Genomic DNA, 15453 nt, shown 5'->3' with positions numbered 1-15453 from the left:
GTCATTCTGGGATATAATAAAATATAAATTTCGTAAATAACTGAACGAACTAGGAGATTAAGTGATGAAAGAGTTGAAAAAATTAACGATTCACCGAGCTTTAACAGAATTAAAAATGCTGAATCATCGAATTGAAGCATCGACGAATGAAGTAAGTGTTGTCTTAGCTAATCGCAAGAGTAATGAGAAGATAAATGGAATTAACATTAAAGAATACGAAAAGCAGATGCAGGCTTCTTATGATAAGGTGACGAGCTTAATAGTATATCGTAACCGTTTAAAGGCACTCGTTGTCGAATCGAATGCGTTAACAAAAGTTAACATAGGTAGAGATGAAATGACTGTAGCAGAAGCAATTGAACGAAAACAGTCCATTCAATATGAAAAACAGTTATTAGACCGAATGCAGCAACAGTATCGTACAGCGATTAAAACAGTCGCTAAAGAAAACGATGCACTACCAGCAAAACTTGAAACGTACTTGGTGAATATTCTTGGAAACAAGGAAAAGCAATCTGCAGAAGAAGTCAAATTACATACAGAGACATTTATGAAACGCAATGAATTTGAATTCGTTGATCCGATGAATGTCAAAAAAATGATTGAAACATTGACTAATCGTATTGAAGAGTTCGAATCAGAAGTGGATGCTGTATTATCGGAATCCAATGCGACTACATTTATCGAAGTAAAAGCTTAATAGGATTAGAATTGCATGGCCTAGCGAAAACAGAAAACGTATAAGTCGCTCGTGCTTAGAGGGATGTGTGCGAGTTGAAACATCAAAACACACCTCACTCAAATGGTTTTTAACCAACTCAACTTAGTCAGCATTATTGAAGCTGCAAATGCAGGCGGAAAATAATGCTTTAATTTGAAAGTTCAAAGGGTAAAGCTAAAAGTGTAAAGTTTACGTTTCAAAGTTCTTTATAATTTAAAGTTAAAAACTTAAAGTTAAAACTTCTTTTAAATCCTGGGTTTCTGGTTGAGGTATCGACTTTTCAGGACCGTCTGTCATCCACTAGGCAGCTTGTGCTGTGCAAAACTAATATTAAATGATGAGGGGTTAGCATAAATGATCACTCCCAGTGAGTTAAAAACATGCTTTTTGCTCTCAAAATATAAGGGTAACTTTCAGTAGTTTGAACTGAAGGTTGCCTTTTTTTTGTTTATTTATCACTCGTGGGAAAGGTTCTGCGCCCACTTAAGTTCTTACCAATCCAAAGCTTAGACTGAGAAACCTTTTATAGAAATTATGCAATTCTCCTAAAATATTTGTCTAAAATGTGAACGAGTCAGTGTCTGAGAAGAAAAAACACTTACATCATAGTGAATTATTTTGCTACAATAACAAACAGACCGGTTGGTATGTTTGGAGGAATGCATCAAATATGGATACAAAATCGCAATTAATCAATACTGCTACAGCTCTTTTTCAACAAAAAGGCTACAAAAGTGTAGGGCTCAATGAAATCTTAAAAGCCTGTAATGTTACAAAAGGTGCGCTTTATCATCATTTTCCAAATGGCAAAGAGGAACTATTAATTGCCTGTTTACATGATTTAAACGAAGCCATTACGACAGATATCAAGACTATCTTCAAAGAGAATCTATCCATCAGAGAAGCCATACGATCAATGATTGATAAGTTAGTTCATGACTTTGAATCTGACGGGACACTTTCTGGCTATACATTTAGCAGCATGGTCAGTGAAATGGCTACAGTAAGTGAACCTGTCCGTAACGCATGTAGTGCACTCTATGAAAATATCCAACACATTTTCTATGAGAAACTTGTAACTGAAGGCTTTTCGAGTGAATCGGCTTCGGAAATGGCATTGTTGATGACAGCCTCGATTGAAGGTGCGATGATGCTTTGCCGAACGCAAAAATCGACAGATCCTTTAAAAACGGTTGCCAAATTAATACCGAATTTATTGAAGTCGTTTTAAATTTGTATTTTGTGTATTGCTGAGGTCTAGAATAAGCTTTTTGAAAGGATGAATAAAATGAAACAAGAAATGAGATTGCCAAGAAACGGGAAGGAGGGTGCATTGTACGGTGCCATAATTTGTACACTAACCGTTTTGTTAATGACTTCGTTAAATATCATTCTAGCAGTCGGAGAATTTAATGTAGACACGCTCTTAATTATTCTAAAGACACTACCGATTTTTTGGATTATTGCCATGGTTATTGAACCTGTTCTAATAGGTCGTATCGCTGAAAAATTGGTTGAGAAATTCACAGCACCAACCGATAGCTTTAATGCCAAAATTTTATTCCGAATTCTCTTCACTGTAATCGGGATGTCAGTCGTTATGACGCCAATTGGTTATATTGTTGGAAATGGTATTAACAGTGGCATCTTTAGTAACTTCATATCAAATTGGCCAAGAAATTTTTTAATTGTCCTCATTGCTGAAAGCTTAGTGATTCAACCAATTGCTCGCTTTGTAATGGTGAAACTACATGCTGCACAGGACAAAAAGAATCAAGCAGTAATGATGTAAGTATAATGAGCCCTCAGACAAATAGATTTGTCTGAGGGCTTTTTTATTTTATACAATCTCATACACAAATCAAGTATGCGAAATCACAAATGAAACATACTATCTCCACACGATTGAAAATTAATAATTGAAAATATTTTATTTTACGTAACATTAGTAGACTGCCTACGTCTAATCACTTTGTAGTCAAATAATTAGTAAAAAGGAGAGTTTATTATGAAAAAAATGATGTTAATTATGCTAACGATGGTGTTAGCTATGGTAGTTTCAGCATGTTCTGGAGATAAGACTACTACAATCGAAGCAAGTAAGTCAGCAAAAGAAATGGCAGACCAAATGCTAAAAGAGGTCGAGCAACCAGATCTAATGGAATTATCAGAAGAGGAAATGCAGAACCTATATAACATAGATCCTGCAAAGCTTGAAGATTTTTCAGTCCGAGTGCCAATGATGAACGTAAAAACAAATGAAATTGCAATCTTCAAAGTGAAGGATGAAAAAGATGTAGCTGACGTGGAAGCTGCAGCAAAACAAAGAGCAGAAAATGTGATGAAGCAATTCGAACAATATCTTCCAGATCAATATGAAAATGCAAAAAATCATAAAATAGTTGTAAAAGGAAATTATGTGTTGTTGGTTATTTCTGATAGAGCAGACGAACTCATTAAAGTTTACGACAGCTTCTTCGAAGAAAAATAGACAGCTATGGTATTTAGTAGCCTTCTTTTCTTATTCTTGTTCTTGCCGGCAGTTCTAACGCTTTATTATTGTTCGCCAAGAAGTATTAGAAATCTCATTTTATTTATTATGAGCCTTGTCTTTTATGCATGGGGCGAGCCGGTTTACATCGTGATCATGTTAGTGTCTACGCTTACGGATTATTGTTTCGGTTTGCTACTCGATAAACCGAATATGACTTCTGTCAAACGTAAGGGTATTGTCGCATGTTCAGTTATCGTGAATCTCATGCTGCTGTCTTATTTTAAATACGCGGATTTTCTAATTCAGAATGTCAATGCGTTAATCGGGACGAATATTCCTTTAACCGAACTGCCTCTTCCAATCGGAATATCCTTTTACACGTTCCAATCGATGTCTTATATCATCGACGTCTATAGAGGAACAGCGAAAGCACAGCGCAATTGGATTGACTTCGGCACATATGTCGCCCTGTTTCCACAATTAGTGGCAGGGCCGATTGTGAAATATAGCACGATTGCCGAACAGCTAAAACACCGATCTGAAAATATGAAGATGTTCGCAGAGGGGGTTCGTAGGTTTACGATAGGACTCTCAAAGAAGGTGCTACTTGCCAACAACATCGGCTTGCTTTGGGACACCATCTCGAGCTCTAGTCCTGAGACGATGCCGGTGTTAACGGCATGGCTTGGCATCATTGCGTTTGCCTTCCAAATCTATTTTGATTTTAGTGGTTATTCGGATATGGCTATTGGTCTCGGTCTTATGTTTGGTTTCCGGTTTAACGAGAATTTCAATAAGCCGTACATTGCGCAAAGTATTACTGACTTTTGGCGGAGATGGCATATCTCGCTGGGCAGTTGGTTTCGCGAATATGTCTACATTCCGCTTGGTGGCAATAGACGAGGGTTGGCCATTCAAATGCGTAACATCTTGATTGTTTGGATGCTGACAGGATTTTGGCATGGAGCTAGCTGGAACTTTATATTGTGGGGCTTATATTTTGGTGTCATTCTCATTTTTGAAAAGTGGTGGGGATTATCATTACTTCAACGTGCACCTCGTTGGATCAGACACTTTTATGCAATTATCCTCATTCTTATTGGGTGGGTGCTATTTGCCTTTGATCAGCCTTCTTTAATTGTTGGTTATTTAGGTGCTATGTGGGGATTCAATGGACAAGCGCTTTGGAATAACGAAACAATATACTTTTTTTATACAAACGCCGTGTTACTGATTGTATTGATCATCGCTTCTGTACCGTTGAAGCAATGGCCAAGAACGAGTGGATTATCGATAGCTCATCTTGTTTGGTATGGGTTTCTTTACTTACTTTCGGTTGCCTATTTGGTAGACGCCACGTTCAATCCATTTTTATATTTTCGTTTTTAGGGAGGTAGAACTTTATGAAGCAAATATCAGAGCGATTATTAGTAGCTGGATTTATCGGTACGACGTTTTTAATCGCTATACTCTTTTTCATTTTGCCTCAACAACGTTTCTCTGAACTAGAAAACAGGTATTTACAAGCAGCGCCACAACTAACTTGGGATAACTTGATATCCAAGAAATTTGCCGAGGAGGCGGAGAGTTTCATCACAGATCACTTTCCTTTCCGAGACAAATGGTTATGGGTCAAATCAACGTCAGAACAAGCCCGTTTGCAACAAGAAAATAACGGCATCTATAACGGCAAAGATGGCTATTTATTTGAAAAGTTTTTAGAGCCAGATTATACAAAGGTGCAACAATATACTGAGTCGGTAAACCAATTTGCAAGCAAGCATCCGGAAGTGAATATGACGTTCATGCTTGCACCCACATCGATTGGCCTTTATCCAGAAAGGTTACCTTGGTTAGCGCCGTCGTATCCTCAAAGGGAAGTGAATCGTTTTATCGGTCATCAAATGGAGGACGAGATAACCTTCATTGACGGCTTTGATGTTCTCACACCACATGCATCAGAATCGATTTACTACCGGACTGATCATCATTGGACAACATATGGTGCCTATTTGGCCTATGTTGCCTATGCAGAACAAAAGGGATGGCAACCACTTTCTCAGCAAGATTTTCTGATTGAGACAGTAAGTGATTCGTTTCTAGGGAGCTATCATACAAGGAGTCAGTTTACTGGTTTAACGCCGGATTTCATCGAAGTTTACAAACCCCGTGATTCCGCACCGACAGAGATGTATATCGCCGATTCGAATCAAACTTTGACGGGTATGTATGATGAGAGCTTTTTGGCGAAGAAGGATCAGTATTCCTATTTTCTAGGTGGGGTTCATGCGCTAATGAAGCTTACAACTGAACTCGATTCACAACAGGTTGCACAAGATAAGCTACTTGTCATTAAAGACTCTTACGCGCATAATGTACTCCCATTCCTTACTAATCATGTGTCAGAAATTCATGTAATTGACCTTCGTTATTATAATGGTAGTATTACTGATTATTTGAATGAGAATGGCATTAAAGATGTACTGTTTTTATTTAATACAGCTACCTTAGTTGAAGATGCATCGCTTTTGAAACTAAATTAAGTGGAAAAGGCTTATTCCGGCACAAAACAGTCCCACTCAAAAAGCACATCAACTTTATGCGTTGATGTGCTTTTTGAATATAGTTCGCTTATAAAATCAAATTGGTCAATCTTCTTTTCTCATAATAAAGCTCATATGTCGACCACTTTGTTTATCCTCACGATAAGAGAAACCACTTGGGCTCAAATACGTACAGGTTGGGTCAATCGTAATTTGATGTGAAGGAATACCAGCTAGTTCACATTGTTTTTTCACAGTTAGTTGATTATCGATGTGATACTTATTTGTTTGCTCATTGAGATACATAAAATCATCTGCGTAGCCAAGGTCTTTGAATTTCACATATACATCTGAATCGACTTCGAATTTTTCCTGACTTAGCGCCATCCCAATTTGTACATGAAAATCACTAGGATTACATTTTTCTACTTCTACTAAGTGCTTAAATAATTTCAGCGTGATTTCTTTAACAGTACCTTGCCAGCCGGAGTGAACGACGCCGATAAGACCATTCGCCTCATTGTAAAAAATGACAGGCACACAATCGGCCGTAAAGCTACATAATAACAAATTCGGCTCATATGTGTAGAGCGCGTCGGTGTCCTTAATAGCGGTATCTGGATGGTCAGCACCGCGGCCTTTATCAGCAAGTGTTACCTTATGAAAATTCGCGCTATGTGTTTGATGGGTACAGACAAAATGATCTAAATCACAGTGCAAGGCAGCAGTTAATTTCTGACGATTTTCTAGAACGTTCCGAGTGCTAACACATGTGTGTAGCGCCATGTTGTTGTTTTCAAATTCAGTTTCATCTTTGAGGGTAATCCCTGCGATGAATTTCTCGTTGTCTAAATAAATGTTTGTTTCCATATCATCACCCTTCATTAATATATAGTAATAAATTGTGCGTGTATAGGCTGACATAATCGCAATGGTTGCAAGTTAATGGATATATGATCCAGTAGATGATTTCTGTGCGAGAGCAAGTAGGAATTGCATACCAACTAATTTAAATTCATTACCAAAAGAAGTAGTTAATTTTGCAGTAAGGAGATGCTTTCCATACTAAATTGGCTTTTTTTCAGCACTCACGGCAATAAATCAGTGATTGCGAAGGCTAATTCAGCACTCTCAGCAATAAATCAGCGATTGCGAAGGCTAATTCAGCATTCACAGCAATAATTCAGCGATAGCGGAGGCAAATTCAGCACTTGCGGCAATAAATCAGCGCTCATATCTTTTATTTAGTATTCACTGAAGTTTTTTAGCACTCAAAGTGGATTCAAGAATTTTTATCAACAATTATTAGGATCTGATTTTAACATAAACAATAAATTTTGGTTCATATAGTATCAGAGGAGCGTAGGGGCTATTTTCATTAATGATTATAAAGGATGGTGTAGTTGAATAATCCAGTCGACTTACTTTTAGTTTGTCAATTAGGGATGGGCCTATTTTGGATACTGACTTACATACTTATCATAAAACGAGGATTTCAAGACAAGGCGTATGGCATGCCTATGGTGGCCATTTGTGCAAATGTTTCATGGGAATTTATTTTTGCATTCATTTATCCACAAAATGATTTACAACAAAAGATCACGATTATTTGGTTTGTACTGGACATTGTGATACTGATTCAGTATTTAATCTATGGTCGAAAGGAATTCAAAAAATACCTATCTAACAAGCTGTTTTATGCGTGTTTTTTCATAACACTGGGTATTAGCTTTCTAACGATACTGGCAATCACGCAGGAGTTTAATGATTACGAAGGGATATACACTGCTTTTTTTCAAAATTTAATGATGTCGGGTCTGTTTATCTCTTTGTTGTTCTGGCGAGGGAATTTAAACGGTCAATCTCTATCCATCGCAATTTTTAAAATGCTTGGGACCTTATTTGCTTCTGTTGCGTTTTTTATCTATTTTAGAACAAGCTTAATTACAATACTCTCCGTAGCTACTTTGCTCTATGATTGGATTTATATTTTCTTCCTGTGCAAATTCTATAGTAGAAGAATTAAAGCTAGATAGTAATCACTTTTGCCGATTTTCGCACAAAAAGAGGTTGTCTCAAATGATTTTTGAGATAACCTCTTTTTCTATTTTGGGGATATTGTTAGCTATAAAAACTACTTTTAGATAAAAAATATCATAGTAATATATTCCTATTACAGCTATATTTCAAGCTTATTACAGAAAAGAAGCGTGAGAAAGTTGTTATCAAAGTAATCTTAAAGGCAATTGTTTCTGGTGTAATACTCCTGTAAAAATCCTTCCATATATTTAGGGATGCATTATTCTACAAAACTATTTACTATGGTTATAGAACAAACCGAAAGGAATGGTTAGATGTTTAAACAAATTAAAAAAGTGGCGATGGCCTCAGTATTATCATTATCTTTATTAGTACCAATGACTGCGATGGCAGCTGGTTCATATACAGTAGTTTCAGGAGATACACTTTGGAAAATTGCCGTTAAAACGCAAACAGGTGTACAGGAGTTAATCGATTTAAATCCACAACTTTCAAATCCAAATCTGATTTACCCAGGACAAAATATTAATGTCCCTTCAAATGAACAAGCAAGTGTAGAACAAGAAGTTGTCAAACTTGTCAATGTTGAACGAGCAAAAGCTGGACTACCAGCATTGAAAGAAGATTGGGAGCTTTCAAGAGTAGCGAAGTACAAGTCACAAGATATGCATGACAAAAAGTATTTCGACCATACGAGCCCAACTTACGGTTCACCATTTACAATGATGAAAAACTTCGGTATTTCATATAAATCAGCTGGAGAAAACATTGCACAAGGTCAAAAAACAGCAGCTGAAGTCATGAAAGCATGGATGAACAGTGAAGGGCACAAAGCGAACATCATGAGCAAAAACTTTACGCATATTGGTGTAGGGTATGTAGCAGATGGTAACTACTGGACACAAATGTTTATTTCAAAATAATTAAGATAAGGGTTGTTCCAACGTCAGTAAATATTGACCTTGGAACAGCCCTTTTTTTATTGCTTCTTATGCAGTATTGCTTTTGCTCTTGTATTAACGCCGAGTTTACTATAAATATTTGATAAATAAACACGAACCGTACCTTCTGACAAACCTAGCTGTTCCGCGATTTCACGATTCGTTCCACCGTAGGCTAAAAGATCAAACACTTCTTTTTCACGAGACGTCAGTAATTCGTTTGGTACCGATGTTGACTTGATACTTTCTTTTAGATAGTTGAAAAAAGGCGCTGGAATAGTATCCCACTTCGTTTCAAGTGACTTTAACTTAAAATAGCTGTCTAGTAGCGGAAGTATTTCTTTTTCATCTAAAAAAGTTCGAACGTAGTAAAACTTTTCCGCCAGCACTAAGGCTTCATGTAAAACATCTAATGCGATATGTGTGTTTCCTAACTGATTATGACAAATTGCCTCAAGCACCGTTGCTTCCACAATTGTCGCGATTTGCCCATCTTGCTGAGCTTTTGTTTTGACTTGAATCACAGTAGTTAATGCTTCATTGGGCTGTTCCTTTAATAACAATAGACGAGCATACACGAGCATCCAAAATGGCTGTTTTGTTTTTGTTGCTTGTAGGAGCATCTCAGCATTCTGGCTATCTCCGTCTACTACATAACAATAAGCCTGCATGATTTGAATAGATGTTCGCCAATGCTTTTCAGAAACATCTTCTAACACCTGGGCCAGCATTGCACGAGCTGAACTTATTTGGTTTTGTTGTACGTAAATTTTTGCTTTTAGTAAATACATGGGGACGAATAAACTAGGATCTTGGTATTGATGACCTAATCGGATGGCAATTTCCAACTCTTTTTGAGTATCTTCTAATACGTTTCTCTCATAATAAATTTCAGCAGCTATACCAGTGATGAACGCAGTAACATATAATGTCTTGAAATTTGTTTCTTGAAAAAGCTGTACTATGATTGGCACTTCATCCAATATAGGCAATTTTCCTTTCGAAGCTAAACTTGTTCGTAGAAGCTTATATTCAAAACTATTATAGACCATTGGTATTTTGTCCCAAATGTTGAAGGCATATTGCTTAGTAAGCTGTTTTCCCAACATTTCTTTTACAGTGTTTAAATCCCCACCTGCTGCAATTATTGCATAAGCTTTTGTTCTTTCATAAGAATTCGCCATCGCCGCGTGTTCTTCTTGTTCCATCCATTGTTCAGTTTGTTGACGCAGTTCGAGCTCTTGCATCAGCGAGTTCGCCGTTTCAAGTTCTAATGTTGTAATGGCATGTTCATAACCCAATATAAGCATCTCATAAGGAACTGTATAATGATTGTTTCGAAGTTGCTGCAACCAACGCATGAAAGTCGCAGTTTGCCCTGATAAAAACAGCTGGACAAGATGTTTTGACATCCATAGTTGTGCTTGTTCATGAAGATCATGTTTCAAAGCTAGTTCAATAGCGGAAGTGTAATCACCTTGCATATATATTAATTGAGCTGCTTTTTTTACAATCGACTGTATTTCCTGAGCTGAATATTGTTTGAAAAGTTCAGCTTGTAGCGCTTCGGCAAATAAATGGTGGTAGCGAAAAACAAGTTTTGATGATTGAAGGCGCACTGTGAAAAGTCCTTTTTCTTCCATTTGAGTTAAAAATTCCTCGCTATTAGTTCTCTCTGTTAATTGGTCACATGTAGCTGGGTCTAATTCATGTAACAAAGAAGTTCGTAATAGAAAATCCTGTGTTGCTTGTGGAAGGTTATGAATAATTTCTTGCCATAAAAATTCAGAAATAAACGGCTCGGCTCGTTTGACGTTTGGTTGTGATTCATTTGTTAGACTCGTTAACAATAATCCAGCTATCCATCCTTCTGTTTTGTCTTGGATATTTTGTAACTGATGTTGATTAAGGAAAGTTGAATTTTTTAAGGAAAAAAATTGCTTTGTTTCTTGGTAAGTAAAACGTAAATGTTCAGTGTTGAATTCTTGTACCCATTGTTTGACGCGCCACTTGGCTATTGGTAACGGCAAGGCGGTACGTGTTGTTAAATAAACATGTACGTGCTTAGGAAGCTGTTCTATTAACTTTGTCATCATTTGGTGAATCACTGTATTTTCGATTAAATGGTAATCATCCATCACGATATATAAGGTTTTTTCAGTAAAACTAATTTCATGTAAAAAGGAGTCAATTAAAAATTCATATGTGGCAGCGTCTTGTGACTGTAATAGTGGTGCGAGCACTTGATCAATATCTGTTTGACAGGCTTTAGCTACTGCTTGAAAAACGAATGTCCAGTACCGTATCGGATCATTATCAGCACGGTCGATAGCTAGCCAGGCAATTTGTTCCTGTGAATGTTTGAGCCATTGACTTAAAAGTGTTGTTTTCCCATAGCCTGCAGGCGCTCGTAGAACTGTTACTTTTTTAAGCATGTTATTGCGAAAATTTTCGTATAATCTAGGTCTTTCCAAAGCTTCTGTCGTGCTGTAAGGTACATTTATTTTAGAAGATAATAGAGTGCTGGGCATCTCATTTCCCCCCTTATTTTAAATTAATAGATGGCATTATTTTGTTGTGAAGATACAATAAAAGCTTATTATCTGTCATTCTATTACAAAAACTATCAAATTTACCAGTGTTAATATGCAAACCATTAACATTCGTCAGTATTGCACACTTATTTTTTGTTTTAAGGTAGTAGAAAAAGGTGCTTAAAAAAGATAAGTATTAGATGGGAGGCATCTATTTTGGAGAAATCTGTTTGATACTATTGCTTTATGCGAAGTAGACAGTCAATCCACAGTATCCATCCAGATGAGCCAGTAACACGCGCACAATTGCTGGCGCTCATGTACAGAGCACTGAATTTACAAAATTCACACTTTGCTTATTAATTAAAACTAACGTACCTGAGGAGGTCATATTTATGAATGTACTAAAAATTAGAGCAAGCGTTTTTATCCCACTGAACTGGACACCACCTTTTAAAGATGAAGAAACACAAGATCTTATTGAATTTGAAGGGGATTCTCGGGAATTTACACCGCATGCAGTAAATACGATGCGTTCACGTGTCGAACAAGATGTCACAATCGATTTTTATAAAAAAGAAATTTTCAATTATGCCAATACTGGGATTACAACGTTAAAACTTACACGCGCTGACGGTTCTGTAGAATACCATAAAGCACAGGCAAGTAACGAAGAAATCACATGTGAAAATATTCAATGGCAAGACGATTCTGTGACATTTGAGATGCACGCGAGCGGTACGAATCCTTTAAGTCCTGAAGCACCAGCAGTCGATTACTTATTGCAAGTCGCTGCATCCAATGATGGCTCGGTGACGATTAAAGGCTCGCACGATGGTTTTCCTTGCTTTGAATTTTATAAACAAATCGACTTTGGTCCATTTGAAGAAATTTATACACACGATTTCCGGAAAACAGGCGATACACCGCACGCAATGGCAGATGATATGGAATATCACTTTGAAAAAGTGATGCAAAGATGTTTGCTCCTGAATTAGAGCTAACAGTGAAATGTAATAAGATGTCCCAAAGAGTCATCCATACTTTGAGGCAATTACACTACTTCAGAAAGCAGGCATTGCCTTAAGCGATAATGGCACCTTTAGACCAGATGAGCCAGTGATACGTGCGCAATTCGTGGCGTTTATGTACAGAGCGCTTAATCTATAAAAAGAAACACTCTACCAAATTCGAGTTTTAGAATTTGGTAGAGTGATTTATTTATGAAGTTACCTTTTCAGAAAGTATCCTAAAGCATAGGTCTTGTTCCTTATTTTTCGAAAAATTCTATTTATTTAACCTAAATTTAACCTTTGTGATTTACAGTTAAGTGTAGTCGAATGTAGAAATCCCAACAAAGGGAGAAATACAAAAGTACTATTACACCTATGAAGAATTTAACTAACATACATGATAACAATTCTATCAATGAGAAAGAGAGGATGATTATGAGAAAATCATTTCATCAAACATTGTCAATGTTGGCCATTTGTCTACTACTCTCGCAAGCTTTTTTAGGGAGTTTACCAGTGTTCGCGGAGACCAGCAGTAACGTATTAACGATTACGATGACAGAGAACGGACAGCCTTATGTAGAAGGTAGCGTCGCAACAAGCCCTGTCACGATTCAAGTAGCGGCATCATCTCCAGATAGTGCGGGCATAGAACTATCACAAGACTTTGGCGCAACATGGAAATCGTATGATTCAATCGTGCCACTGGTGTTGGAAGATGCGGGCGGCCACGATATCTGGTTCAAGGCAACAGATGCAGTAGGTCAAACAGTCATCGAAAAGCGTCGTATTCAAATCGCAGTCGCGCCATTGCTGTTGTCACAATCAACAAGTGTTGCAACAGCAGACAGTGCCACTATCTATGTGAATCAAGCATCGACGGGTACTGTAGAAGACGGTATAAGCTGGGCAACCGCCTACAAAGATTTACAGAAGGCACTTACTAAAGCAACTGATGGAAATCAAATTTGGATTGCCAAAGGAACGTATATACCAACAAAACCTTTAGTTGGGAATGATTCTCGTACGGCTTCATTTCAAATGAAAAACGGTGTGGCGATTTATGGTGGATTTAATGGAACAGAAGTGATACGGGAACAACGAGATTTTGCGGTCAATGAAACCATCTTAAGTGGTGATATTGGCACAGCTGGAGATAATACGGACAATACCTATCATGTATTTTACCATTCACAAAGCTCAAATTTAGACATATACGCGATTTTGGATAGTATTACCATTAATGGGAGCATTGTGGATATGAAAGTTTCATATGGTCTACATTCTTCGGGAAGCGGTATGTACAATCATACTAGCATCCCTCACTAGTGAATGTCACTTTCAGCGGAAATTCTGTAGCGGTATGGGCACTAGGGACAACAGCAGACTCATTCTAACAAATGTCATATTTATAAACACTACTATTTATCGAGAGGAGAAAGTCGGGATGAAATTAAAAAGTTATAAAATGTATCAAGTAAGTGGGGGACATCGTAGGTATAAAAAAGTTGTTTATGCCTGGATTATCATGGTGTTAGCGGCGTTTACTATTTTTTCAACGCCGATAGCATCTGCTGAAGCGGTAGAGCAGAATCCGGTGAAGTCGGCTGCCATTAAAATTAAGGAGAAGCTGAAGCCTAAGCCGAAAACGACTTTAATTCAGGGGCAGGTGAAGGCACCTTCCATTCATATTGACGGTCAGGAAACGAATCAGGATATTGTGCCCGTTTTTGTCAAGGATAGAGTATACCTGCCCATTGAGGCAATCTCTAACCTGTTGAATCTTGATGTTCGTTGGGATCAAACGAAAAAAGCGGTTTATTTTACGACTGGTAGTACGAAAGATTCTGACTCTTCGATTAGCGAAATTAAACTGGAAGCAGGCACTATAATTAAAGGGACCGAAACAAGTGCATCTGTTTATGTTGATGACAAGAAAATTGAGCTAAAGGACTCAAGTAGCAGTAGTATGTCGCCATTTTTGTTTAATAACAATATATATTTACCAATACAATCAATTACCACTGCACTTGGTATGGAAATAGATTGGGACAGTAAAAATAATCAAGTGTTAATTACTACACAATCTGGTGACAAGGGATTAAAAGGAGATAAGGGAGATAAAGGAGAAACTGGGGCAACGGGATCAACTGGCCAACAGGGAGAAAGCGGAGCAACGGGATCACAAGGTCAAAAGGGAGAAAGCGGAGCAACGGGATCACAAGGTCAAAAGGGAGAAAGCGGAGCAACGGGATCACAAGGTCAAAAGGGAGAAACTGGAGCAACGGGATCACAAGGGGATAAGGGAGATACCGGACCACAAGGAGCAATAGGACCAGCAGGACCACAAGGACCACAAGGAGCAATAGGACCAGCAGGACCAATAGGACCAGCAGGACCACAAGGACCACAAGGGGAATCGGGATCAAATAGTCTACCTTGGGCAAACGCTGTCACGCAGAATACAGTCGTTCCTGTGACTTCTGATGGTACTAAACTACCCTGGCCTGGTTTCTCATTTAATGCTACTTATTATAAATCCTTGTCAGATGGTATTGCAGTAACCCAAACTGGTTACTATTATATAACCTATCATATTAACTTGACACAAGCTAAAAGTGTAGGGGCGCGGCTGCTTATAGATGATCGTCCTTTAGAGACCTCTACAGTACCACCGGGTGAGGCAACATCAAGCCTATCAGCTACTGTTATAGTACAATTGTACGCTGGTTCCAAAATATCACTTCAACTATACGGAACTAACGAAACAGTGGATTTAGTAAGCGATGGTCAGGGTGCATCTTTGAGTATATTGAAAGTAAGTTAAGCTCAATCGGATGGCAACAGATGTTGCCTAGCATATCGGTAAAGCGAAGTATATTTCCTTTATGGACGAGAGATGCCTCTGTTTTACCGACTGTTTTACGTAGGCTCATAAAAACAGGGACTTAACCGCAAATGAGTTAATCAGCAGCGAATGATCGAGAGATAATAATAGCCATTGAAGCAATCGTACTAACAATGCATTGAAACTATAACTAAATTGCGTACTCGCAAATAGTCGATATTGCACTTGGCGACAACGGTAATTTCAGTCCAGATGAGCAGTGACATGCGCACGATTCGTGGCATTTATGCACCGTGCGAGTAATCCATAAAAATAACAC

13 protein-coding genes and 1 pseudogene are annotated in these 15453 nt (G+C 37.8%); 12 read left to right on the top strand and 2 right to left on the bottom strand.

Annotated features, from left to right (window positions below; all coding sequences use genetic code 11):
- The first annotated feature begins 64 nt into the window (after nucleotides 1-64).
- The 6 genes from AEA09_RS11385 (at nucleotide 65) to AEA09_RS11360 (ending at nucleotide 5758) form a co-directional block, all read left to right on the top strand.
- Complete coding sequence (locus AEA09_RS11385; protein ID WP_053583951.1) at nucleotides 65-700, top strand: hypothetical protein; 636 nt, start codon at nucleotides 65-67, stop codon at nucleotides 698-700.
- Nucleotides 701-1391: 691 nt separating this feature from the next.
- Nucleotides 1392-1952, top strand: coding sequence for a TetR/AcrR family transcriptional regulator (locus tag AEA09_RS11380; RefSeq protein ID WP_053583950.1), 561 nt, complete (start codon nucleotides 1392-1394; stop codon nucleotides 1950-1952).
- 57 nt (nucleotides 1953-2009) lie between these two features.
- Nucleotides 2010-2513 (top strand): DUF2798 domain-containing protein, encoded by a 504-nt coding sequence (locus AEA09_RS11375; RefSeq protein WP_053583949.1) that lies wholly within the window; start codon nucleotides 2010-2012, stop codon nucleotides 2511-2513.
- Between the two features lie 216 nt (nucleotides 2514-2729).
- Nucleotides 2730-3212, top strand: a complete 483-nt coding sequence (locus tag AEA09_RS11370) for a DUF4358 domain-containing protein (RefSeq protein WP_053583948.1) — start codon at nucleotides 2730-2732, stop codon at nucleotides 3210-3212.
- 6 nt (nucleotides 3213-3218) lie between these two features.
- A complete protein-coding gene (locus tag AEA09_RS11365) occupies nucleotides 3219-4604 on the top strand; it encodes an MBOAT family O-acyltransferase (protein ID WP_053583947.1) in 1386 nt (461 codons plus the stop codon).
- A 14-nt stretch (nucleotides 4605-4618) separates the two neighbouring features.
- Nucleotides 4619-5758, top strand: coding sequence for a DHHW family protein (locus AEA09_RS11360; protein WP_053583946.1), 1140 nt, complete (start codon nucleotides 4619-4621; stop codon nucleotides 5756-5758).
- 105 nt (nucleotides 5759-5863) lie between these two features.
- Here AEA09_RS11360 and pgeF read toward each other — a convergent pair whose 3' ends face one another.
- Entirely contained in the window at nucleotides 5864-6628 is a 765-nt protein-coding gene (pgeF, locus tag AEA09_RS11355) for a peptidoglycan editing factor PgeF (protein ID WP_053583945.1), read from the bottom strand.
- 533 nt (nucleotides 6629-7161) lie between these two features.
- Here pgeF and AEA09_RS11350 point away from each other — a divergent pair.
- Entirely contained in the window at nucleotides 7162-7794 is a 633-nt protein-coding gene (locus AEA09_RS11350) for a transmembrane-type terpene cyclase (RefSeq protein ID WP_053583944.1), read from the top strand.
- A gap of 318 nt (nucleotides 7795-8112) precedes the next feature.
- On the top strand, nucleotides 8113-8721 hold the full coding sequence (gene safA, locus AEA09_RS11345) for a SafA/ExsA family spore coat assembly protein (RefSeq protein WP_053583943.1): 609 nt from the start codon (nucleotides 8113-8115) through the stop codon (nucleotides 8719-8721).
- Nucleotides 8722-8777: 56 nt separating this feature from the next.
- On the opposite strand, the gene AEA09_RS11340 is transcribed toward safA, so the two are convergent.
- Nucleotides 8778-11270, bottom strand: coding sequence for a winged helix-turn-helix domain-containing protein (locus AEA09_RS11340; protein WP_053583942.1), 2493 nt, complete (start codon nucleotides 11268-11270; stop codon nucleotides 8778-8780).
- 398 nt (nucleotides 11271-11668) lie between these two features.
- Between AEA09_RS11340 and AEA09_RS11335 the strand changes: the two genes are divergently transcribed.
- The 4 genes and pseudogenes from AEA09_RS11335 to AEA09_RS11325 all read left to right on the top strand — a co-directional run bounded on the left by AEA09_RS11335 (nucleotide 11669) and on the right by AEA09_RS11325 (nucleotide 15113).
- Complete coding sequence (locus AEA09_RS11335; protein WP_053583941.1) at nucleotides 11669-12271, top strand: DUF3238 domain-containing protein; 603 nt, start codon at nucleotides 11669-11671, stop codon at nucleotides 12269-12271.
- A 34-nt stretch (nucleotides 12272-12305) separates the two neighbouring features.
- Nucleotides 12306-12443: pseudogene (locus AEA09_RS20645) on the top strand (S-layer homology domain-containing protein); the annotation flags it as partial.
- Nucleotides 12444-12721: 278 nt separating this feature from the next.
- Complete coding sequence (locus AEA09_RS20165) at nucleotides 12722-13615, top strand: hypothetical protein (RefSeq protein ID WP_211263247.1); 894 nt, start codon at nucleotides 12722-12724, stop codon at nucleotides 13613-13615.
- Between the two features lie 118 nt (nucleotides 13616-13733).
- Nucleotides 13734-15113 carry a stalk domain-containing protein gene (locus tag AEA09_RS11325; RefSeq protein WP_053583939.1) on the top strand — a complete coding sequence of 460 codons (1380 nt, stop codon included), beginning with the start codon at nucleotides 13734-13736 and terminating at the stop codon, nucleotides 15111-15113.
- Nucleotides 15114-15453: the final 340 nt, after the last annotated feature.

The organism is Lysinibacillus contaminans (genome assembly GCF_001278945.1).
In the GTDB taxonomy this organism is placed as follows: domain Bacteria; phylum Bacillota; class Bacilli; order Bacillales_A; family Planococcaceae; genus Lysinibacillus; species Lysinibacillus contaminans.
The sequence above is the reverse complement of the archived record's forward strand: the minus strand, read 5'-3'. Positions and strand labels throughout refer to the sequence as shown.

Coding starts and splice junctions, on each gene's coding strand:
- AEA09_RS20165 (WP_211263247.1), top strand. CDS start 12,722: ATGAGAAAATCATTTCATCAAACATTGTCAATGTTGGCCATTTGTCTA.
- pgeF (WP_053583945.1), bottom strand. CDS start 6,628: ATGGAAACAAACATTTATTTAGACAACGAGAAATTCATCGCAGGGATT.
- safA (WP_053583943.1), top strand. CDS start 8,113: ATGTTTAAACAAATTAAAAAAGTGGCGATGGCCTCAGTATTATCATTA.
- AEA09_RS11380 (WP_053583950.1), top strand. CDS start 1,392: ATGGATACAAAATCGCAATTAATCAATACTGCTACAGCTCTTTTTCAA.
- AEA09_RS11325 (WP_053583939.1), top strand. CDS start 13,734: ATGAAATTAAAAAGTTATAAAATGTATCAAGTAAGTGGGGGACATCGT.
- AEA09_RS11370 (WP_053583948.1), top strand. CDS start 2,730: ATGAAAAAAATGATGTTAATTATGCTAACGATGGTGTTAGCTATGGTA.
- AEA09_RS11385 (WP_053583951.1), top strand. CDS start 65: ATGAAAGAGTTGAAAAAATTAACGATTCACCGAGCTTTAACAGAATTA.
- AEA09_RS11335 (WP_053583941.1), top strand. CDS start 11,669: ATGAATGTACTAAAAATTAGAGCAAGCGTTTTTATCCCACTGAACTGG.
- AEA09_RS11340 (WP_053583942.1), bottom strand. CDS start 11,270: ATGCCCAGCACTCTATTATCTTCTAAAATAAATGTACCTTACAGCACG.
- AEA09_RS11375 (WP_053583949.1), top strand. CDS start 2,010: ATGAAACAAGAAATGAGATTGCCAAGAAACGGGAAGGAGGGTGCATTG.
- AEA09_RS11360 (WP_053583946.1), top strand. CDS start 4,619: ATGAAGCAAATATCAGAGCGATTATTAGTAGCTGGATTTATCGGTACG.
- AEA09_RS11365 (WP_053583947.1), top strand. CDS start 3,219: ATGGTATTTAGTAGCCTTCTTTTCTTATTCTTGTTCTTGCCGGCAGTT.